At 58.8% G+C, this 19,556-nt stretch carries 18 protein-coding genes and 5 pseudogenes; 15 read left to right on the top strand and 8 right to left on the bottom strand.

Features of this window, described 5'->3' with window-relative positions; all coding sequences use genetic code 11:
- Positions 1-1,463: acetate--CoA ligase (gene acs, locus ATY76_RS13140; protein ID WP_088675182.1), on the top strand; the 1,463-nt coding region annotated here is incomplete at its 5' end.
- A gap of 399 nt (positions 1,464-1,862) precedes the next feature.
- Here acs and ATY76_RS13135 read toward each other — a convergent pair.
- On the bottom strand, positions 1,863-2,738 hold the full coding sequence (locus tag ATY76_RS13135; RefSeq protein ID WP_088675181.1) for a GNAT family N-acetyltransferase: 876 nt from the start codon (positions 2,736-2,738) through the stop codon (positions 1,863-1,865).
- A gap of 636 nt (positions 2,739-3,374) precedes the next feature.
- Between ATY76_RS13135 and ATY76_RS13130 the strand changes: the two genes are divergently transcribed.
- Together ATY76_RS13130 and ATY76_RS33220 are read left to right on the top strand one after the other, a co-directional pair.
- Entirely contained in the window at positions 3,375-4,652 is a 1,278-nt protein-coding gene (locus ATY76_RS13130) for an FAD-binding oxidoreductase (protein WP_088675180.1), read from the top strand.
- A 46-nt stretch (positions 4,653-4,698) separates the two neighbouring features.
- Positions 4,699-5,013: a hypothetical protein gene (locus ATY76_RS33220; RefSeq protein WP_141105015.1), complete on the top strand. Its 315-nt coding sequence runs from the start codon at positions 4,699-4,701 to the stop codon at positions 5,011-5,013.
- Positions 5,014-5,220: 207 nt separating this feature from the next.
- Here ATY76_RS33220 and ATY76_RS13125 read toward each other — a convergent pair whose 3' ends face one another.
- The 3 genes and pseudogenes from ATY76_RS13125 to ATY76_RS13120 form a co-directional block, all read right to left on the bottom strand.
- Positions 5,221-5,697 (bottom strand): Lrp/AsnC family transcriptional regulator, encoded by a 477-nt coding sequence (locus ATY76_RS13125; protein WP_088675179.1) that lies wholly within the window; start codon positions 5,695-5,697, stop codon positions 5,221-5,223.
- A 178-nt stretch (positions 5,698-5,875) separates the two neighbouring features.
- A pseudogene (locus tag ATY76_RS34180) lies at positions 5,876-6,096 on the bottom strand (Lrp/AsnC ligand binding domain-containing protein); the annotation flags it as partial.
- A gap of 150 nt (positions 6,097-6,246) precedes the next feature.
- Positions 6,247-7,320 carry a tartrate dehydrogenase gene (locus ATY76_RS13120; protein ID WP_088675178.1) on the bottom strand — a complete coding sequence of 358 codons (1,074 nt, stop codon included), beginning with the start codon at positions 7,318-7,320 and terminating at the stop codon, positions 6,247-6,249.
- 116 nt (positions 7,321-7,436) lie between these two features.
- On the opposite strand from ATY76_RS13120, the gene ATY76_RS13115 reads away from it, so the two are divergent.
- The gene (locus ATY76_RS13115) at positions 7,437-8,351 is read left to right on the top strand and encodes a LysR family transcriptional regulator (RefSeq protein WP_088675177.1); all 915 of its coding nucleotides are present in this window, start codon (positions 7,437-7,439) and stop codon (positions 8,349-8,351) included.
- Positions 8,352-8,426: 75 nt separating this feature from the next.
- Here ATY76_RS13115 and ATY76_RS13110 read toward each other — a convergent pair whose 3' ends face one another.
- Positions 8,427-9,344 (bottom strand): NmrA/HSCARG family protein, encoded by a 918-nt coding sequence (locus ATY76_RS13110; RefSeq protein WP_088675176.1) that lies wholly within the window; start codon positions 9,342-9,344, stop codon positions 8,427-8,429.
- Positions 9,345-9,487: 143 nt separating this feature from the next.
- Here ATY76_RS13110 and ATY76_RS13105 point away from each other — a divergent pair, with 143 nt between their 5' ends.
- A complete protein-coding gene (locus ATY76_RS13105) occupies positions 9,488-10,417 on the top strand; it encodes a LysR family transcriptional regulator (protein WP_088675175.1) in 930 nt (309 codons plus the stop codon).
- Between the two features lie 184 nt (positions 10,418-10,601).
- Here ATY76_RS13105 and ATY76_RS13100 read toward each other — a convergent pair whose 3' ends face one another.
- Both ATY76_RS13100 and ATY76_RS13095 read right to left on the bottom strand, forming a co-directional pair.
- A complete protein-coding gene (locus ATY76_RS13100) occupies positions 10,602-11,624 on the bottom strand; it encodes a nucleotidyl transferase AbiEii/AbiGii toxin family protein (protein ID WP_088675174.1) in 1,023 nt (340 codons plus the stop codon).
- Positions 11,617-12,210, bottom strand: a complete 594-nt coding sequence (locus tag ATY76_RS13095) for a DUF6088 family protein (protein ID WP_088675173.1) — start codon at positions 12,208-12,210, stop codon at positions 11,617-11,619. The genes ATY76_RS13100 and ATY76_RS13095 overlap by 8 nt, the downstream gene beginning before the upstream one ends.
- 1,027 nt (positions 12,211-13,237) lie before the next feature.
- Between ATY76_RS13095 and ATY76_RS13090 the strand changes: the two genes are divergently transcribed.
- On the top strand, positions 13,238-13,921 hold the full coding sequence (locus ATY76_RS13090) for a redoxin domain-containing protein (protein WP_088675172.1): 684 nt from the start codon (positions 13,238-13,240) through the stop codon (positions 13,919-13,921).
- A gap of 31 nt (positions 13,922-13,952) precedes the next feature.
- Here ATY76_RS13090 and ATY76_RS34175 read toward each other — a convergent pair.
- Positions 13,953-14,087, bottom strand: a pseudogene (locus ATY76_RS34175) (nucleotidyltransferase); the annotation flags it as partial.
- Between the two features lie 156 nt (positions 14,088-14,243).
- Here ATY76_RS34175 and ATY76_RS13080 point away from each other — a divergent pair.
- The 9 genes and pseudogenes from ATY76_RS13080 (at position 14,244) to ATY76_RS13035 (ending at position 19,026) form a co-directional block, all read left to right on the top strand.
- The gene (locus ATY76_RS13080) at positions 14,244-14,459 is read left to right on the top strand and encodes a CopG family transcriptional regulator (protein ID WP_040112718.1); all 216 of its coding nucleotides are present in this window, start codon (positions 14,244-14,246) and stop codon (positions 14,457-14,459) included.
- On the top strand, positions 14,453-14,818 hold the full coding sequence (locus ATY76_RS13075) for a type II toxin-antitoxin system VapC family toxin (protein ID WP_088675171.1): 366 nt from the start codon (positions 14,453-14,455) through the stop codon (positions 14,816-14,818). Before ATY76_RS13080 ends, ATY76_RS13075 begins: the two co-directional genes overlap by 7 nt.
- A gap of 4 nt (positions 14,819-14,822) precedes the next feature.
- Positions 14,823-15,026 carry a hypothetical protein gene (locus ATY76_RS13070; protein WP_088675170.1) on the top strand — a complete coding sequence of 68 codons (204 nt, stop codon included), beginning with the start codon at positions 14,823-14,825 and terminating at the stop codon, positions 15,024-15,026.
- A gap of 437 nt (positions 15,027-15,463) precedes the next feature.
- Complete coding sequence (locus tag ATY76_RS13065; RefSeq protein WP_088675169.1) at positions 15,464-16,135, top strand: transcriptional regulator; 672 nt, start codon at positions 15,464-15,466, stop codon at positions 16,133-16,135.
- A 129-nt stretch (positions 16,136-16,264) separates the two neighbouring features.
- Positions 16,265-16,479 (top strand): annotated as a pseudogene (locus ATY76_RS34170) (hypothetical protein); the annotation flags it as partial.
- A gap of 388 nt (positions 16,480-16,867) precedes the next feature.
- Positions 16,868-17,118: pseudogene (locus tag ATY76_RS34460) on the top strand (antitoxin).
- Positions 17,115-17,255: pseudogene (locus ATY76_RS34160) on the top strand (type II toxin-antitoxin system RelE/ParE family toxin); the annotation flags it as partial. The pseudogenes ATY76_RS34460 and ATY76_RS34160, both read left to right, overlap by 4 nt.
- Positions 17,256-17,465: 210 nt before the next feature.
- Positions 17,466-17,780, top strand: a complete 315-nt coding sequence (locus ATY76_RS13040) for a helix-turn-helix domain-containing protein (RefSeq protein ID WP_088675167.1) — start codon at positions 17,466-17,468, stop codon at positions 17,778-17,780.
- Entirely contained in the window at positions 17,773-19,026 is a 1,254-nt protein-coding gene (locus tag ATY76_RS13035) for a HipA domain-containing protein (RefSeq protein WP_088675166.1), read from the top strand. Before ATY76_RS13040 ends, ATY76_RS13035 begins: the two co-directional genes overlap by 8 nt.
- Positions 19,027-19,556: the final 530 nt, after the last annotated feature.

Below are 19,556 nucleotides of genomic sequence, written 5' to 3'. Positions count from 1 at the left end.
TCGTCGACTGCGAATCCACCTTCGTCATCACCTGCGACGAAGGTCTGCGCGGCGGCAAACCGGTGCCGCTGAAGGACAATACGGATACGGCGATCCACATCGCCGCCCGCCAGCATGTGCATGTCAATAAGGTGCTGGTCGTGCGCCGCACTGGCGGCAAGACCGGCTGGGCGCCGGGCCGCGACCTCTGGTATCACCAGGAAGTCGCGACGGTGAAGCCGGAATGCCCCCCGGTGAAGATGAAGGCGGAAGATCCGCTCTTCATTCTTTACACGTCAGGTTCGACCGGCAAGCCGAAGGGCGTGCTGCACACGACGGGCGGCTATCTCGTCTATGCGGCGATGACGCATGAATATGTCTTCGACTACCATCATGGCGACATCTACTGGTGCACGGCCGATGTCGGCTGGGTTACCGGCCATTCCTATATCGTCTATGGGCCGCTCGCGAACTGCGCCACGACGCTGATGTTCGAAGGCGTGCCGAATTTCCCCGATCAGGGCCGGTTCTGGGAAGTTATCGACAAGCACAAGGTCAATATCTTCTATACCGCACCGACGGCGATCCGATCGCTGATGGGCGCGGGCGACGAATTCGTCACGCGCTCTTCGCGCTCTTCGCTGCGCCTGCTCGGCACTGTGGGCGAACCGATCAATCCGGAAGCCTGGGAGTGGTATTACAATGTCGTCGGTGACAAACGCTGCCCTGTGATCGATACCTGGTGGCAGACGGAGACCGGCGGCCACATGATCACGCCGCTGCCGGGCGCCACCGATCTGAAGCCGGGTTCGGCAACGATGCCGTTCTTCGGCGTCAAGCCGCAGCTGGTCGACAACGAGGGCAAGGTGCTGGAAGGGGCGGCCGACGGCAATCTCTGCATCACCGACAGCTGGCCGGGCCAGATGCGCACGGTCTATGGCGACCACGAGCGCTTCATCCAGACCTATTTCTCCACCTACAAGGGCAAGTACTTCACCGGCGACGGCTGCCGCCGCGATGAAGACGGCTATTACTGGATCACCGGACGCGTCGACGACGTGCTCAACGTTTCCGGCCACCGGCTGGGTACGGCGGAAGTCGAATCCGCGCTCGTCTCGCATAATCTGGTTTCGGAAGCCGCGGTCGTCGGCTATCCGCATTCGATCAAGGGCCAGGGCATTTATTGCTACGTGACGCTGATGGCCGGCCACGAGGGGACGGACACGCTTCGCCAGGAACTGGTGAAACACGTGCGCGCCGAAATCGGCCCGATCGCTGCTCCCGACAAGATCCAGTTCGCGCCGGGCCTGCCGAAGACCCGCTCCGGCAAGATCATGCGCCGCATCCTGCGCAAGATCGCCGAGGACGATTTCGGCGCTCTCGGCGATACCTCGACGCTCGCCGATCCCGCCGTCGTCGACGATCTGATCGCCAACCGGCAGAATGGGCAAACGGCTACCTCATCACGCACCGATGGCTCCTAATCATGCCACCACTCGCCCGACATGATGAGGAGAGGCGCACGACGTTCATGTTGGGCGTAACTTCTGTTCGGACAGTTTTGGAGCCCGTGACGTGTGGGTGATATTGCCTTCAAGGTCGAAACTCGCCAAGTCGGGCACAACTCTTTTTGCGCCCGCCGACAAAACCCGCACCCAAGGTGCTGGAGGACCACGGTTAAACGTCAGCTGATACTGCCAGGAAGGAACCGGCGCAACTCGCAAGTCCAAATTGCCGTAGGGCCGGTTCAATCATCGTGATATCGTGCTGATCGCCCCCCGGAGGAGGCAAGTGACTGCACGATCGTCTGCGTGTCTTGCGCGCCAGATCAGCGGGATACCGTCGTGCTAGATGGTCAGCTTTGAATTTTCGCTCGTCTGGGCTTAACTCAAGGCATGGCCGGCGAGGCCATACACGGTCGGTTCGTCCGCTTGTCGATTCAGGAAGCGACGGCCTTTAGACATGGTGGTAACGGTCTCGGAAATAGCCAGCCTGCTTTGTTGAAGAAAGTCCGCAAACGGACCTTTCTCCCGTGTGTCGACGCGAGCAAATTGACCAGCCAGATCTTTAAGATGCACGGCCGCGAGATGCATCGCATCGTGATCATTGCTTGCCACGATAGGGCCGACCACATGACCCCGTCCGAACTCGCGACACATGGAATAGCCGACAATTTCACCGCCGCGCCGAAGCACGCAAATTGCAGCACCTTCTGCGAGGAGGGCAAGCAATTGTGTTCGGTTCGTCCCGAAGGCAGATGTGTCCAGAGCGGTTATGTCCTCGATCTTTTCGATCGACAGCGCGCTCAGATCGCCATTCAAAGCTGGCAGCGCGGGAAGCGCGGGAGGAACTTCCCCCTGGTACTGGTAAACCGTCGCTTCCTTTGTGAAGCCGAGCGACAGATAGAGTTTATAAGCCGCTTCGGTCGAGTTCAGAGCCAGATTCCGGTCGCCGCACTGCTCGAAAACTTGTTGCATCAACCAGCGGCCGTTTCCCTCTGCCTGCGTCCGAGGCGATGTGATCACGAGCCCGACGGTGGCAAAATCGTCTCCATGAGGAAACCACATTGCACTTCCGAAGACCCGTCCAATTCCGTCGACCGCGACGATGCCTCGGCCGGCGCGGCGCAGGAACTCCCAATCCTTGGGACGGTGCGGCCAGCCCACGCCGGTCGACAAGGCATGAAGCAGACTTACGTCAACGCTTCTGATATCCTGGGCGACGAGTTCGAACGATTTCAGGCGCACCGATTTTTGCATTTCAGCTATCCGCTCCGTTCTCCGGATCGCACACCGCGCTGACAGTGTCTCTGATCCCGGCTTAGGTTGCAATTGTTAGAATATTTGCATGCAAGGAGCGGCAGGTTCGGCTTGCTTTCGGCCATTATCAGCATTTTTTATTTAACAAAGCCGCAATTCGGCAAGAAGCACTCGGGCTCCGCTTAGAGCGGTATCATCCAAGGCGACTAAAACGGCAACCGTCCGCGCATGAAGGCCAAAGATGTTCTCGCCAATGGTCGCAATTCCTCCGTCCTGCACACCTCCAGCGGAGGTGTCGCGGATTGGGCTACTGCCGCCGGACGAGGAGGCAAGGGGATCTCTCCATCCCGGTGCGCGACAATCGGGCCTGCACTCCTGTTATGTCGCAACCGGCAGCAAGGCAGAGTGAACCTCCCTCGAAACGCTGGGTAAAACAATGTTTGCGTGCCCGGAAGGCAGCGAGCACCTTCAAATCTGCGGCATCTGGGACGCGTGACACGCAGACAGAATATCCTGTCGTTTGCCCCTCGCAAGAAAGCCAATTATTTCGGAACGCAACGGATCGTCCCGCACTATTGAGCGCAAGCAGGGCTATACTTGGTGTATTCGATGAGACGAGCATAAGGGCTTGCGCCGATGAGAACTGCTTCGTACTGGCATGAAACTTCCACCCCCTTTGCTAGGGGGACTGCTGCCCCGGTCTCGGGGGATTTCGAGGTGGCGGTGATCGGTGCGGGCTTCACGGGCCTGAGCGCTGCGCGCAAACTGGCGCAAGAAGGGGTGAAGGTCGCTCTGCTGGAAGCGGAACACGTTGGATACGGTGCGTCCGGTCGCAACGGTGGGCACCTCAACAGCGGTCACTTCGCAAGTTTCAGCGCCGCAAAACAGCATCTCGGGGAAGACCGGGCACACCGCCTGTGGCGAGCCTATGATGACTCGATCGATATGATCGAACGCATCATCGAGGATGAAAAGATCGCGTGCGACTTTCGCCGGGGCGGCAAAATCAAGCTGGCCTCGAAGCCGTCCCACGTGGCGAAGCTCCGAACGATGTGCGCAGAAATCCGGCGGGAGGTTGACCCGTCCGCCGAATGGCTGACGCGTGAGGAGCTCGGCAAGGAGGTGTTATCTGATGCCTTCCATGGTGGTATTCTCTCTCCGAAATCGGCAATGATGCACATGGGACGCTACGCCAACGGCCTGGCGCTGGCGGCCCACCGCCATGGCGCTGAGATCTGGGAACGTAACCCCGTCACAGCGCGGGAACGCGAGCGGAATGGCTGGCGACTGAAAACGCCGACAGGCACACTAACCGCCCGCCAGGTCATTCTGGCAACAGACGCCTATACGCCGAGCACCTTCAACTATTTCCGGCGAAGGCTCATGCCGATCGCTTCCTTCATAATCGTGACGCGGCCGCTCACTCCGCAGGAAACTGCCGCGACCCTTCCGGGCAACCGCAACTTCACAAACTCCCTCAACATTGCCAATTATTTCCGCCTCACACCCGACAACCGCATGTTGTTCGGGGGGCGGGCCAGATTTTCGGCGGCATCGAACCAGAAAACCGACGTTAGCTCTGGCCAACTTCTGCGCCAGCAGATGGTTGGCATATTTCCGCAGCTCGCAAACGTCGAAATCGACTATTGCTGGGGCGGCCTCGTCGGTTGCACGCAAGATCGTTATCCTCGAGCGGGCAGCGCCGATGGGGTGATTTACAGTATGGGTTATTCCGGCCACGGAGCCCAGTTATCGACGTTTATGGGTAACGCCCTTGCCGATATGGCCATGGGGCGGAAGGACGCCAACCCGCTTGACGGTTTTGCCTGGCCCGCGGTGCCATTGCACACGGGGAATCCCTGGTTCCTGCCTGTTGTAGGCACCTATTACCGAATAAAGGACTTGATGCCCTGACCGATCCGACGAAGGCCCCGGCCGGAAAATGCAGAATGAGTGCCGCATGGAACAGCCGAGAATCGCCGACAGCCGCGATGGCCGCATCGGCAACCGATTTCGCTGTCATGGAAGAACGCAATCGGAAGGCTTTCGGCGCCGACCGCAGCGATCTGATCTCATCTATCTCACCAAAGCCGGTGAACTAGTTGTGGTACGTCATAATGGAAAGGTCACGGGTTTCGCCTTCCTTCGCGCCTTCGGCCGTGGCGAGATTATTGGTCCTGTGGTCGCCACCAAGCTCGAAGATGCCAAAGCGCTCGCTTCCTATTTATTGCCGCGCCGCCCGGCAAGTTTCTCAGGATCGATACCGCCGCCGTGATCCCCTTCCACCATCTTTGCCTTAGCGACCAGGCGCTGGGTGACCCGCGCAACGAGCAAGGCTGAGCGCCGCCGCTTACGGGTTTCATAGCAATGAATGGAGGTGCCGCGGCACAACCGTCAGGTCAGAGGATTGTTCGGCAACTTTCCGAGCGGTCGGAGAGCTATTGTCAAGCATCTGTCCTCATGCTGAAAGCGCGTGGCCAGCCTACAGAGGAAATAGGCTCGTTAGCGGCATATGCGCTTTGACGATGGGCGACTTCAGCACCACGAAACTGAAATATTTGTCGATGCCGATCTCCATATCGGACAGTCGCTCCATGATCGTCTGATACTCGCTGATCCCGGCCGTAACGAATTTCACGAGATAGTCATATCCGCCCGAGACGAGATGGCATTCCATGACCTGGTCAACCTTTTCGACCGTCGCCAAAAAACGCGCGAAGTCGATCTGCCGGTGGTTCTTCAGGGTAATCTCGGTGAACACTGTTAGCATCTGGCCGAGCTTGGCAACATTGATCTGAGCGGAATAGCCTTCGATAAAACCTTGCGACTGCAGCTTTTTCACTCGCATCAGGCAAGGGCTCGGCGAAAGGTTTACGAGCTCGGCGAGTTCTACGTTGGTCACGCGCCCATTCTTCTGCAACTCATGTAGAATCTTTATATCGATCCGGTCGAGTTTCATTGCGTCACTCCGCCTGTCGAGCTGCAAGGGCGCAGCATGTTGTGCTGCCTCGTCTCGGACCGTCAGAGTAACACGTTGGACCAACATGTCGATTGCGTTTCGAGCTTTCGGTAGGAACGAGCGACTGCGGCAAATTGCAGGAACGCGCTTTTGTGCTGCCGTCTCCGATCCTGTGCCTCAGCAGAAACAAGCTCAGGGGCGTTCGCGCTTTCACGAGCGGGGTCTTGAGCACGATGAAACTGAAATTTTTGTCAACGCGATCTCCGTGTCGATGAGCCACTCGACGATGGTCTGGTACTCCTGAATTCCCGTCGTGAGGAACTTCGAAAGGTAGTCCTAGTCTGTTGAAACGAGGTGGCATTCCATCACCTGGTCGATCTTCTGGATCGCTGCGGGGAAGAACGCGCGAACGTCATCGGCGCCCTTTCCGGCGCCACCGACGATGCGATGCCCTCTGCTGGAAGTGACAGATGCTGCGGGACGATCAGGGGGAGCGGCGCTGGCGATGGCAGCGTCTCCTGATCGTCCCAGGTCACGTTCGTTCCGCCTTTAGACGTTGGAGGAGTGGATCGCGTCGCAAACCGCATCAGTGACTTCCTTGGTGGTGGCCGTTCCGCCCACATCCGGGGTGAGGATGCCGGCGCCGGTGACCGCTTCGACCGCGCGCATCAGGCGCCCCGCTGCGTCCTCCTCGCCGAGATGCTCGAGCATCTGGACTGCAGTCCAAAAGGAGGCGACAGGGTTGGCAATGCCTTTGCCAGCGATGTCGAAGGCTGAGCCGTGGATCGGCTCGAACATTGAGGGGAACCGGCGTTGCGGATCGATATTGGCCGTTGGCGCGACCCCGATGCTGCCGGCGAGCGCACCAGCGAGGTCGGAGAGAATGTCGGCATGCAGATTGGTCGCAACGATGGTATCGAGGCTGTTCGGCTTCAGCGTCATCCTAACGGTCATGGCATCGACCAGCATCTTGTCCCAGGTCACATCGGGAAATTCCTCGGCCACCTCGGCGGCGATCTCGTCCCACAAGACCATGCCGTGGCGCTGAGCGTTAGATTTGGTGACGACCGTCAGCAGTTTGCGCGGCCGCGCCTGCGCCAGCTTGAACGCATAGCGCATGATGCGGGTGACGCCGACGCGCGTGAAGATAGCGACTTCGGTTCCAACTTCTTCTGGCAGGCCTCGATGGGCACGGCCGCCATTGCCGGAATATTCACCTTCGGAATTCTCGCGGACGATCACCCAGTCGAGATCGCCGACGCCGCAGTTGCGCAGGGGAGGGGTGATCCCCGGAAGAATCTTGGTCGGTCGGACATTGGCATATTGGTCGAAGCCCTGGCAGATCGGCAGCCTGAGCCCCCATAAAGTGATATGGTCGGGTACATCCGGCGCGCCGACAGCGCCGAAATAAATCGCGTCGAATTTCTTCAACCGCTCAAGGCCGTCCGACGGCATCATTGCGCCGTGCCTTTTGTAATATTCGGAACCCCAGTCGAAATGTTCGATGGCGAACTTCACGTCACCGATGCGTTCTCCCAGACGTGCGAGCACCGTTTGTCCGGCAGCAATGACCTCGGGTCCGATGCCATCCGCCGGGATGGCTGCAATAGAATGTTCACGCATCAATCTACTCCATTCACCGCACAAAGCTTTCCGCGCTAATAAAGCGTAGGGCCGGGCGTCCGGTTGGCTCAATCACAAAAAAATTATATAAATTAGCGATATAATGGGAGACGCACATGGAGCTTGAACAACTGCGCTGCTTCATCGCTGTTGCCGAGGAGCTTCATTTCGGTCGGGCGGCTCAAAGACTAGGGCTGCTTCCCGCATCGCTCGGACGCCACGTCCGCTTGCTCGAAGAGTCAGTGGGAAGCCAGTTGCTGTACCGCACAACCCGAAGCGTCTCGCTAACCGAGGACGGGGTCGCTCTCCTAGAAGAGGTCAGACCGCTTCTGGTCCGGCTGGATGAGCTTGAACAACGGTTTCGCGCCAATCCGCGTCGACGCAGTCATGTCTTGCGCATAGGCGCAATCGACAGCGCGGCCGCCGGCCTCCTGCCCACGCTGATCCAGGACTTTCGGACAATCGCGCCCGACGTCAAGACGCAGCTGATGGAGGACAAATCCGTTCGGCTGGTGCCGAAGCTCTTGGCCGGCGGGCTGGACCTGGCGTTCATCAGGCCGCACTCAGGCGTAAACCGTGGCATTGCGGTTGAGGACCTTTTTTTCGAAACGGCCGTCGTGGCGGTGCCGGCCGCGCACGCACTCGCCGACCGTAAGAGCGTCTCTCTTATTGATCTGGCGAATGCGCCGCTGATCGTACCGAACAGACGGTCCAGACCTCACAGCTATGATCTGACGCTGAAGCTGTTCGCGGCGGTAGGCCTGCACCCACGCATCGCCCAGGTCGCGGACGAAAAACAAACGATCGTCAGTATGGTGGCGGCGGGGCTGGGTCTCGCCGTCGTCCCAAGATGGACATCATCGCTTGCTTCAGCCGGCGTCCGCTTTCTGCCAGTGGAAGAAGGGGCCGACCAGCCTACGCAGAAACTGCCGTTGGCAGTTGCCTGGATGAAAGCAGTTCGTGATCCGGAGAGGGATGCTCTGCTTGATCTCTTAAGGCGGAATCTAGAGAGATACTCAGCACAGGCATGATCGAATCGCGCTCGCGACGAGCGGGTGAGGCATTCGCCGCGTGCACCGTTTTCGTGGTTTTGAAAGTCGTTATGTTCAAGCTGCGGACGCTGCTCCGAGCTGGAAGTTGTCCCGAGCCCATGACGCAAATGTCGTCGGCGTCTTGCCTGCTACCATGTTCGCGCGCGCGATCTGGTCGTCGTGTGAGCCGGGTCCAAGATAGGTGTAGGTCTCGTAGTAGGCCAGTGTATCACCTAACGCGTCAGCCCCCGGGAAGAAGCCTGCATATACCTCCCGAGGAACCTGGGTGAACGAGACCTTGTGGCCCAACTCATTCAACGTGTCTACGAGTTCATTGAAGCTCAGGAAGGCGCCGACCAGCGGCAGATATGCGCCGTTGCCAGTTTCTTCCGGATGTGCGAATGCACCAGCCACGATGTTGCCCAGTTCGTTGATGTCACCAGCGTGAAGGCAACGTACCGTCGGATCGATAGGCAGCGTCCAGCCCAACCTTCCATCCTGCTGCGCTCGCGGACCGTATGGCCCCGCGAAGTTCTGATAGTAGGCGGGCGGTATGACAAAGGTATGTCGTGGAAATCCAGCATTCTTCACAAACGAGTCAACCTTAGCCTTCCCAGTGAACTGGGGAACGTTGAACTTGCCATCGCTGATCGCCTCGACGTTTGGAAGGGTCGACCAGATGAGATGGTTGACGCCTGCAGCTTTCGCGGCCTGAATTGCCGCTGTCGCCTGCTTGATCTCGCCGGTGCCGTCTTGCCAGAAGTTGGTGACGAGAAAGACGCCGTGCGCGCCGTCGAGGGCCGCTGCAAGCGTCTCCGGCCGGTCCAGATCTGCCGCGACGACTTCGTCTGCGACGCCGTTGTACTTGCCCGGATCGCGCGAGAGCGCGCGCACATTGAACTGGCCGCTCGTCTTCAAGGCTCGCACAACGCCGCCGCCCTGGTTTCCCGTGGCGCCGAACACGGCGATCAGCTTCTTTTCGTTGGATACCATCTGTAGCTCTTTCACTTTCAGCTTGAGGCGTGCCGCACTGATGCGGAAACGGCCTGTCGATCATCTGCGGCACCATCTTGCGGCGGATTGAAATTCGTAACAATGCTTCAACAGTTGACATCATTTGCCAGGATTTGATTCATATGAGCGATCCCGTGGAGACCGCCGAACTCGTTGCCTTCACCAAGACGGTCGACGCCAAGTCCCTCTCTCGTGCCGCCGCCGAGCTGCGCGTTCCGCGCGCGACCGTGAGCCGCCGTCTCGCTCGCCTCGAGGAGCGTCTGGGCGCGCGGCTGCTGCGCCGCACCACGCGCAGCCTTGTCCTCACGGATATCGGGGAGCTGTTCTATCGGCAGGCCTGCATCGCGCTTGAGGCGGTGCGGCTCGCGGAACAGAGCGTGCGGATGACCGACGATGTCGTGCGCGGCGATCTACGCGTGTCGGTGCCGCCGATGGTGAGCGGAAGCTTCCATGCGATGCTTTGCGAATTTGCGAGGCTCTACCCCGAGCTGCGCGTCCATGTTCACACCGCAAACCAGCTCGTTGATATTCTCCACGGCGGCTATGACGTCGCGCTACGTGCCAGCAGCCAACTCCAGCCCGGCCTTATCGCGCGCACGCTTTTCCGTGACCCGATGATCGCTGTCGCGGCGCCCGCCTATCTGGCCGATCGCGGCACGCCGCGTACGCAACGCGATCTGCGGACCCACCGCTGCCTTCTTGGCTTTGCACGCGGCGAGCTGCCGGAGACCCACTGGCCACTGATCTCTGGCGGCAAGCTCCAGGTGGACGGCGCGTTCTTCGCGAACGACATCGCCCTGTTGTGCGACGCCGCCGTAAGCGGGCTGGGCATCGCGCTTCTGCCGCGTGGTCTCGTGTCGCCGCACCTCGCAAGCGGCGCGCTCGTGCAGGTGCTTGCCGGCGTCGTTGGCGCCGAAATGCAGATCGCCCTCGTCTACCCCGAGCGCGCGTTCTTGCCGCCTCAAGTGCGCGCCTTTATCGACGCGGTCGCGGCTTGGGCGGCGGACGAGCTTGTCGCAACCAGCGCGCCTAAGCCGCCGGCGTGGTCATAGATGCGAAGAAGGCTGCGCACCGGTCCTCGCGCAAAAGAGGTTCTCGCGTCGGGTCTTGAGCAAATAGACACACGGTATGCCGCCAATCAGGCGGATAGGGGCGTGGGTTCCATAAATACCTCTTATGCCAGAGGGCACTGAAAGTTTCGGGGTGGACGGTTCTGTTCCCTCAAATTGCAAGCGGCTATTTCGGCGTATCGGCTTTGTTGGCGCGTGCCTGAATCTGCGTGCATCGCTCGAATAGGTGCTCGAACGGCTCGGAATCGCCGAGCAGCAGACCGTCGTCGACCATACGCGCGTAATCTTGGCCGAGCGCGCGCAGACCTTCTCCGGATGGCGTTAAGACCAGATCGCCGTTGACGGCTGCGGGGTAGTCGATGGGCGAGCGGTCCGCCGCCTTTTCCGCAAAGAACATGGATTTGTGTTTGGCCACCGCATTGGCAAGCTGCCGATCCGCGAATGCTTTGTCGGCCAAACCAGCATCGTCCAGCCGGACGACATCATGCCAGTGGCGCGCAAACCGATCACCGCGGAGACGTTCCTGCAGGCAGAAGACATGGATTGCGGTCGCTTTCTCCCAGAACGTCCGCTCCGCGTGCATGACGCGAGGACTCGCTTTCGGAAATTCGACACCATCGACCTGACCCGCGGCGTCGCAGTCGACATCGCGAATACTGGCTGGCTCGCCGGTGGATCGGGCCCCGAATTCGAGCATGACGCTCGGGGCCACATAGCCGGATCCGCTGCTCACCGCGTCATAGTCCAGATAGAGCGTGTCATCCTCGATGCGAATTGTCGCCGGAAGAGATTGATCGCGCAGCGCGCCGCCGATCACCGGCTCCACCGAGTCCGAGACCCAGACCGGAAGCCGCTTTCGCACTTCGCTGGTCCAGCGCTTCTCCTCACTGCGGGTTTTCGGCAGCGCCTCATCATTGTCGCCAACTAAGTCCGGCGCCAGGGCGCGGATATCATAGGTCAGGTCGACGTCCTCGGAGAACCTTTTGATGACGCCGTAGGCTTTCGAAAGCGAAGTGCCGCCCTTGAAGACGAGGTGCTCGCCGAGCTTGGACGAAAAGAGCGTCTGCAGCGTCCAGACGACCCAGACATCCTTTTCGAGCAGATGAATGGGCCGTCCGGTGCGATCGGCCGCCACGGCCAAGGCTTCGCGTCGGTCATCCTTTGACAAAGTCAGGAACTGATCAGCCATGCGCAGCCTTTCCCACGCTTCTTGCAAGCCAGGTCGGGAACTGCGGTGCCGCCGCCACCAGCTCGCCGAACGCGTCTGGCGGCAGCTTTCGCTTGATCCGCGACAGTGCTTCATCGGCCTTCTCGGGCCCAAGCCAGGCGAGCGCACGGACCGCCACGCCGGCGGGCCGATCGGCCAAGGCCAGTTGCCAGCGAGGCACATGCCTGAGCTCGACCGTCTGCTGTCCAAGGTTCATCGTCCGACTGCGGCCGGATGTCAGGTAGACGGAGCGGACCGGGACCTGGGTGGTCAGGCCCAAGGCATTTGCCGCGGCGGCGCCATTCGAGACGATGACCTCACCGCGTTGCTGCGCCACCGCCTCTACGGCCTGTTCGACCGTCGGCGGCCGGCTGCCAAAGCGACTTTTGACGGGCCGCATATAGATACCACGGCCCGCCCGGACGAGCTCGCCACGCTCGGCCAGGCGCGACAGAGCCTGGTCCAGGGCGGGACGATTTCCGAGGTGCAGAAAGCTCTTTGCCGAAAGCGCGGATCCTTCCGGCAGTCGTTCAGCATGTCCCATGATTTGCGATGTCAGCTTTTGCATGGCATGTCTCCTGTCAGAAATATATGCAAGTTTCTGACAGTTTTCAATGAGAGGGAAGACGACGCGTGCCATACTGGTATTTTTTCGCCGCGTTCGTATTCTTTCTGGGAAGATCGAGGAAGGCGCCCGCTGCCTATGCAGCGCGTTGAGGACATCGCTGGCACGGCCAGAGCTCTCGAGTCCAGCGACCGGCTTGTTGCCATAGAGTTCGCGTTTTAGGCCAGGAAGATCGCATAATGGATCGAAGGGAACTGGCCATAGTTGCGAAGCAGAAAAACGTGCTGCTTGCCAAGCACTCAGGTATTTCGCGGTAGTGACCTGCGGTCCGAATCCTTTCAGCTGCGCCAAACCGCGTGACCGGTCTCCGGTCCTAGTACCACGGCACCTTTGTCGATGGGATGGCATCCACCTTTCGGCCTATCTTTTTCGGTGAGAGACCTTCCGCACGGTCAACACCTTGACGATCTTTTTGCCACGACCTTCTAAACAAAGACACGCCGGAAACCAGCGGAGCGACGTCGTCGATCAAAATGAGACCTAAGGTGCCTCGAACTTTGCGAGCTCTTCTGCCGCGCCAGACGCCATTCTCGCCAGCAACTCCACCAGAAGAACTCGCGACTTCGAAAATACTCGGGCGTGTTGGCATCATCTGAGATGTTTCCAGGCGAGCACGCGGAAGAGGTAGAGGAGGGGGATTTTCCGACGGGTGTTTAGAAGCTGGATAGAGTTCCCGCCGGCCCGTCACGGAGAAATGACATGGTACAGGAGAAAATCACGCTCAGTGTTGGACGTGCCATCCGAAGATCTCGCAGAGGACATAGCACGCTGCGGATTGCTGACCAGCCTGAATGTTCGCCCGCAGACGCTTTTCCGTGCTATGATAGCCTTGCAAGGCTCAATCTCGACGTCGGCAATGTGGCCGAAAGCTACTTTGCCCGGGCGTAGGGAGTTTGCTCCCACCAGGGACTCGAGCCCCGGAGCGCTGGGTGTGCTGCTTTTTTGCTGATCCCAGGCGAGGAGGTTGTTCATGTCCCCGAGTAGTGTCGACCGCCCGCTGCAGCCGGGTGACCGGGCACCGAATGTTGTATTCGACGCGATCTCGCGCGAAGGCAAGATCGCGCTCGATGATTTTCGAGGCCGCAGCCCGTTACTGATCGGTTTGTTTCGAGGCCTGCACTGTCCGTTCTGCCGGCGTCATGTCTCGGCGATGGCGCAACTCAACACGGCCCTGAAGGAGAAAGGCATCGAATGTCTCGCCGTGGTCAAGACGCCGGTCGAGCGGGCGCGGCTCTACTTCCGTTACCATCCGCTACCCGACCTTCTTAGCGCATCCGACCCGGAGGGGGGTTCGCATCGCGCCTTTGGTCTACCCATCGTCGAGTTCACGGAGAATGAAACCGAATGGCCGCACAAGCTCGGTATGGACGCGGTCATGGCAATGCGGATCGATCTGCCGGGTGAGTTGCCCGTGCCGATGAACCCGGCTGCGGCGGGCGACTTTCTTGAGAAAAAGGACTGGTATGAAATTACGGCGGCCGACCGGCAGATTATGATTGCCGGTCACATGCCGCTTATCGGGGAGTTCCTGCTTGATCGGGAAGGCACTGTGCGATGGAGTTTCACAGAAGCCGAAGAGGAAGGGCAGAATATATGCCGGGCGCCGAGTCCCGAAGAATTGATGGCAGCAGCTTCCCAAGTCGCACATCAATAAGCTGCTGAAAAACTCCGACGACCACCGTCCTCAGACGGTCGGCAGCCTTATACCAATACTCGGCGGACTCGCAGAGCTTCCCGTTGTTGACGATGATCAGCAGGTCGAAATCCGCCCGCTAGCCTTTCGTTGTGAAGGGTTCATCCACCCAGCCACTCTTGGCGTAGAGCCAAATAGGATGATCTACAGGATCCAGCCACTTCCAACACCGGGCCTGTTGGCGAAATGATGCAGGGTTCCGTCGCTTACGACCTAGTGAATCATTGAAGATTCCGATGAGCGATGATATATACTGCCGATATCATATATCGGAGCTTATCTCTTGAGAACGTTGGTAGATATCGGCGACCCAGAAGTCAAAGCGCTGGACCGGCTGGCACAGCGGGAAAAAATGTCGAGAGCAGCGCTGATCCGAAAGGCGATCAATGACTTTCTGGCAAGAAACAATGCCGGTGTCGAAGCAGAAGCGTTCGGGCTCTGGGGCGATCGAAAGATCGATGGTTTGGCCTATCAGGAAAACATGCGCAGCGAATGGTAAAGTCTCTGTTCGACACTAATGTCTTGATCGATTATCTCAACGCAGTTCCACAAGCGCGAGACGAACTGAGGAGATATCGCGAAAAGGCGATTAGCATTACTACCTGGATGGAGGTTCTCGTCGGTGCCAAGCCTGAGGTGGCAATCGGAACGCGCGCTTTCCTGGCCGGCTTTGCAGTCATCGCTGTCGATAACGCCATAGCCGAACGAGCAGTTTCTCTGCGACAACTTCATCGTATCAAGCTTCCAGATGCCATCATCTGGGCAACGGCCAATGTTCACTCGATGTTGCTGATCACCCGAAACACGAAGGATTTCCCTCGTGAAATGCCGGACATACGAGTGCCATACGAAATTTGACGCGATGTCTGGGCTGGTTGCCGGCGCGACCGAAAAAGGGCTTCTATTCGAGGAACCCATCTCCGCTCGTCATCTTGCTGTCGACCAGTATCTTGTGACGTTCGCTGTTGAGGGAGCATCTGATCCAAATACCGTGACCGACCCACCAGAATTTATTGTTCAGGTCGATCTTGGGCGAAATGAAGTTACGCTGCTGCCAGCTATGTAATTGCGGCGGTGAGCGCAATTGGCCAAGGGGCGGCCGCCATCCGGCTTCCTCGGCGCCGAATGTGCGCCGCGCAATTCCATACCGTTTACGCCACTGACACTGGAAGAGCGCGATCAACGGTTCTGGCACGGCGAGAGCTGTGCAGGCCAGAGTCCGGCTTGTTCCTATGGAGTTCACGTATTAGGCCAAAAAGATCGCATAATGGATCGTCGGGAACCTTTTAGAAAAAATGTCTCGGGACGAACTAATGGCCGCGGCTTCCTTTTAGGAGCTTTGAGCGTATAGCGTCCCCTATTGAATTCGCCACATATTCCTACCCCAGAGATGCTGCGGTGGATCGGATGTGAGGTGGTATAGACTGGCAGTCCGGTTGGCGCTATTCGTGATGGACCAGCACATCACCAAACCATCCCGTAAATTCTCCAAGGCCTCCTATATTGAAAAAAGTGCAACGCAGTTTTGCCGTCGAGTACAAAAGCGGCAGGCGAAAACTCGATCCCAGGTCAAACTCGATCTGGGGCAACGTGGATTTAAAGTCCGCCGCTCGAGACCTGGAGGAAGAGGCAATGTCTTTTCTGTCGGCTAGCTCTCAAAGTGGCAAATCCGACGACATGTCTTTACCAAAAGCCGATCAGGCCAATCCGTTGTTGACACCGCCTCTCGCGGCGTCGACAACAGCATCAGATAGACAGGAGATAATCATGGCCAACGAGACGGCTACGATGACCAATGCCGATGGACCGACCGTTGGCGAAACGCCTATTGCGCCCAAGAAACAGCGAAAACCCCGCGCCAAGAAAGCCGCGGCACTTGAGGCCGCGTCAGCTGGCACTACGGCAGAGCCAGCGGCTGCTCTGGCTGGTGCCGGCGGTGTGAAGAGGAGAGGGCGCAAGGCGAAGGTGATCGAAGCTGCGGCGAGCGTCAAACGCGGATCTGTGCGCCGTGCTGCAAAGGCCGTGAAGGCAGAGACGGCCGCGCCTATGACCGAGATCGATGGGATGGCAGACCTTTTGCAGTTGGAAGAGGAAAATCGGCGGCTACGCAAGCTTCTGGCTGAAAAACTTCGCGCTGAAAATGCCGATCTGCGCAAACGGCTCAAGCTCGATTGATAAAGCAGCTGGGTGAACCGCCGACCGTTTTTCCATGCTCATCGAGACATGCAATTTGGCAACGATGAACGCTGTGGCTGAAGCTAACACTCACTGCCTACTTTCCGGATCAAGCGCGAGGTCGGATCGATGGCGTCTCCTTGGAAACTTCTTGCCCGGCTGATCTCACCGGGACGCGAACAAAAGAGAGAAAGCGGCTCGACCGATAAGGTTGCGCCGGGGCGTTGCCTATTTCCGCTCCGACTGAAACGGCGGGCGAGGCGAACCTGATTAGCGCTGATCGACCGGCAACCGAGAAGCTATCTCGGCACGGTAAAGCTGGTGCAATCTCCGTAGAGCCTGTGCAGCTGCGCCGCCGTACCTGCGCCGACGGCGCTCACCTCTCGTGCTTTTACCTCGCGCCTTTCAGCGCCGCCATGTTCCCGCCGATCAACCTAGGCGCCTTGTTGAGCTTAAGGTTTTAGAACAAGCGGCGGTCGACGACATCGACGGGAAAGCCCCGCTCGTCGTCGTAGTAGTGCAATAAATCCGGAGCGGCGGCACGCCAGCGGCTGCCCGGCCGCCCCTCCGAACCCAAAATTGTCGCAGTTGGTACGCCTTGGGGAAAGGCCAGGCGGTCATCCGTGCGGCTGGCGATCTCGAGGATTTCGGCGGAGACGTGAGCATCGCTGCAGTGGCCACATACCCACATATCGCTAATGTGGGTCTTCTCAGCTCGGGAGCACCTTTTCAATGAGCCGATTGACGATCGACATAACGGACCAACAACATCAAAGCCTAAAGGCGCTCGCCGCTTTGCAGGGCAAGACTATCAAGCAGTATGCGCTCGAGCGCCTTTTTCCAGGTGACGCAGACGGAGAACGAACCTGGGAGGAGTTGAAGACGTTGTGAACGCGCGCATCACTGACGGGCTCGCCGGAAAGCTATCGACTAAAACTGTAGGTGAGATCCTCGCCGAGGAGATTGCCGAGGATCGTGCTTGACGACCTACATTCTGACGGCGGAGGCGGAATCGGATCTACGTTCGGTGATCCGCTACACTCGTGCGCAATGGGGCGCCGCCCAGTTACGTCGTTACGTCTCAGCCTTGGACCGTTTCTCTCTGGCAACAGTGTCGAGCGCGAGCGGGAATAGGGAGCGGCTTTAACAAAGCATGTATGATCAGTACGACTTGCCAACTTTGGCGCGGCCATTCGGAAAAAACAACGTGAATGATACATAAACGGATCAATTTATGCGCAATGATCCGTATTAGTATCTTTTGTGTTGACCGAGCTGAGAATGTCTGAGATAGTTACACGGCTCTGAGGAGAACGTTTGGGAAGGTAGCATGGCGCGGTCTGAGTCAGATGCTCTGTTGGAAATTGGGCAATTGCTGAAGGCTACTCGAAAAGGCCGGCAATTGACCCAGGAGCAGGTTGCCGACATGGCGGGCATATCGCGTCCCCGCTATCGGGAGATAGAAGCCGGAAGCAGTGCCGCGCGCACGACGACACTGATCAACATCGGCCGCGCTCTCGGGCTCGAATTGATGCTCATACCGCAGTCGATGGTTCCTGCCGTTGGCGCGCTGCTGCGGCCGCAGGACGATTTCGACGATCTCCCTGCATTCATAGCGCATCCAGACGGGGATGAGAATGTCTGAGGCTACTTCCGATCCGAGATCCATCTCGTCGCTCAAGGTGCTGCTGAACGATGTGAAGATCGGCACGATCGTGAGGACACCCGGCGATTTCAACGCCTTCAGCTTCGAGGACAGTTATCGCGCAACCGGCGGCTTTCCGGTGCTCAGCCTGTCTTTTCGTGCAGCCACTGGCGGCTTACGCAAGGACCCGAAACCCGTGGCCAGAGCCTTGCCGGCATTCTTTGCCAATCTGCTCCCCGAAGACAAGTTGCGCGAGGCGATGGAAAAACACCATGCGGGAAGCGTTCGTGTGGGAAACGATTTCGACCTGCTCGTCGCTCTCGGGTCGGATCTGCCTGGTGCAGTCCGCGTCGTCCCGAGCGGGAGAACGCTTGTGCGTCTCGACAACTTGTCTGCTCCCAAGCCCAAAGCACGTTTTTCGCTCGCTGGCGTCCAGATGAAGCTTTCGGTTATCAAGAATACGGGGAAGGGCGGTGGACTGACATTGCCGCTCGGCGACGAGCAGGGATCCTACATAGCCAAGTTTCCATCGACCTCGTTTCCTGGCGTGTCGGAAAATGAATATGCCAATCTGGCACTGGCTGAAGCAATCGGTATGGAGGTTCCGGAACGCGAGCTTGTTGAGCAGTCGGAGTTCGAAGGCATTCCAACGGAATTCGAGACGCTGTCGGATGGAAAAGTCCTGCTCGTCAGACGTTTCGATCGTGGCGCAAATGGTGAGCGGATCCATATCGAGGATTTCGCGCAGGTGTTCGGCGTCTATCCTTCGCGGAAGTACGAAGGAGCTGCCTATCATGATATCGCCGCAGCTTTGAATGTCGCCGTTTCGCCCACCGCGGCGCTCGATTTCGCCCGCCGACTGGCTCTCGCTGCCATAACCGGCAATGGCGACATGCACCTGAAGAACTGGTCATTGATCTACCGCGGGGCCGGCGACAGACCGCAACTCGCGCCTGTCTACGACGTGCTCTCGACAATCCCTTACATCCCTGCGGATGCCATGGCTCTGTCACTCGCCGGCGAGCGCTCCTTCAAAGCTTTGAATGTGCAGCGCTGGAAAGCTTTCTCCAATCGTGCGCGCTTGCCGGAAGCGGCCGTACTCAAGGCTGTGGCCGACACGGTAGAGCGCGTGAACGAACTTTGGTGGCCACTGCCGGAACGCACAGTCGTTCCGGAGAAAGTTCTCGAGCGCATCGATAAGCATGTGCGGCTGATGACACCGATCCTTGGCACTTGTGCAGATTGAGGCCATCCGGTGACGAAACTCTGCCCCAGCCCGCTCGCCAGTTCTCCTGGCGCATCTTTACGCGTCGCCAAATGGCGTCACTAATCCTGAGCGACACGCACAACTCGGAAGCATTATCCCGCGCCAGCCTTCACTTTGAGAGGCTTTCGGCTTTCATAGCCATTGAAATGGACGACGGTGTTGTCAGCTTTGGTTCCCGGAAAGCTGAATGTAAATTCAGGTGCGTTGGGATCGGGGAGCCGACCCCTTCTTCTGCTTCACGCGCTTCTCGGGCTCGAAGAATTCGCGGGATATGTGACCCAAGGACGGCAGGTGAGGGCGCTTTCCCCGGGAACCACTCGGCTGTCGACACGATCTGCAGCTTTGGGAGATGGCCGTGCGCGGTCTGTACAAGACCGAAAGCAGCAGCCTTAGTGCTCATGTCGCGAGTTGATTCATTGAGGCAGATGAACAGGCCCATCTCTGCCCTTTCCCGATCGATGACTGCCTTGAATTCCCGGACATCTTTGCTGCCAACAAGCTCTCCGATC

Origin of the sequence: Rhizobium sp. R339 (assembly GCF_002211395.1) — a bacterium.
Taxonomy (GTDB): domain Bacteria; phylum Pseudomonadota; class Alphaproteobacteria; order Rhizobiales; family Rhizobiaceae; genus Rhizobium.
The sequence above is the reverse complement of the archived record's forward strand: the minus strand, read 5'-3'. Positions and strand labels throughout refer to the sequence as shown.

What these genes read in the sequence shown, in the direction of transcription:
- ATY76_RS13135 (WP_088675181.1), bottom strand. Translation starts at nt 2,738, where the DNA reads ATGCAAAAATCGGTGCGCCTGAAATCGTTCGAACTCGTCGCCCAGGAT.
- ATY76_RS13130 (WP_088675180.1), top strand. Translation starts at nt 3,375, where the DNA reads ATGAGAACTGCTTCGTACTGGCATGAAACTTCCACCCCCTTTGCTAGG.
- ATY76_RS33220 (WP_141105015.1), top strand. Translation starts at nt 4,699, where the DNA reads ATGGAACAGCCGAGAATCGCCGACAGCCGCGATGGCCGCATCGGCAAC.
- ATY76_RS13125 (WP_088675179.1), bottom strand. Translation starts at nt 5,697, where the DNA reads ATGAAACTCGACCGGATCGATATAAAGATTCTACATGAGTTGCAGAAG.
- ATY76_RS13120 (WP_088675178.1), bottom strand. Translation starts at nt 7,320, where the DNA reads ATGCGTGAACATTCTATTGCAGCCATCCCGGCGGATGGCATCGGACCC.
- ATY76_RS13115 (WP_088675177.1), top strand. Translation starts at nt 7,437, where the DNA reads ATGGAGCTTGAACAACTGCGCTGCTTCATCGCTGTTGCCGAGGAGCTT.
- ATY76_RS13110 (WP_088675176.1), bottom strand. Translation starts at nt 9,344, where the DNA reads ATGGTATCCAACGAAAAGAAGCTGATCGCCGTGTTCGGCGCCACGGGA.
- ATY76_RS13105 (WP_088675175.1), top strand. Translation starts at nt 9,488, where the DNA reads ATGAGCGATCCCGTGGAGACCGCCGAACTCGTTGCCTTCACCAAGACG.
- ATY76_RS13100 (WP_088675174.1), bottom strand. Translation starts at nt 11,624, where the DNA reads ATGGCTGATCAGTTCCTGACTTTGTCAAAGGATGACCGACGCGAAGCC.
- ATY76_RS13095 (WP_088675173.1), bottom strand. Translation starts at nt 12,210, where the DNA reads ATGCAAAAGCTGACATCGCAAATCATGGGACATGCTGAACGACTGCCG.
- ATY76_RS13090 (WP_088675172.1), top strand. Translation starts at nt 13,238, where the DNA reads ATGTCCCCGAGTAGTGTCGACCGCCCGCTGCAGCCGGGTGACCGGGCA.
- ATY76_RS13075 (WP_088675171.1), top strand. Translation starts at nt 14,453, where the DNA reads ATGGTAAAGTCTCTGTTCGACACTAATGTCTTGATCGATTATCTCAAC.
- ATY76_RS13070 (WP_088675170.1), top strand. Translation starts at nt 14,823, where the DNA reads ATGTCTGGGCTGGTTGCCGGCGCGACCGAAAAAGGGCTTCTATTCGAG.
- ATY76_RS13040 (WP_088675167.1), top strand. Translation starts at nt 17,466, where the DNA reads ATGGCGCGGTCTGAGTCAGATGCTCTGTTGGAAATTGGGCAATTGCTG.
- ATY76_RS13035 (WP_088675166.1), top strand. Translation starts at nt 17,773, where the DNA reads ATGTCTGAGGCTACTTCCGATCCGAGATCCATCTCGTCGCTCAAGGTG.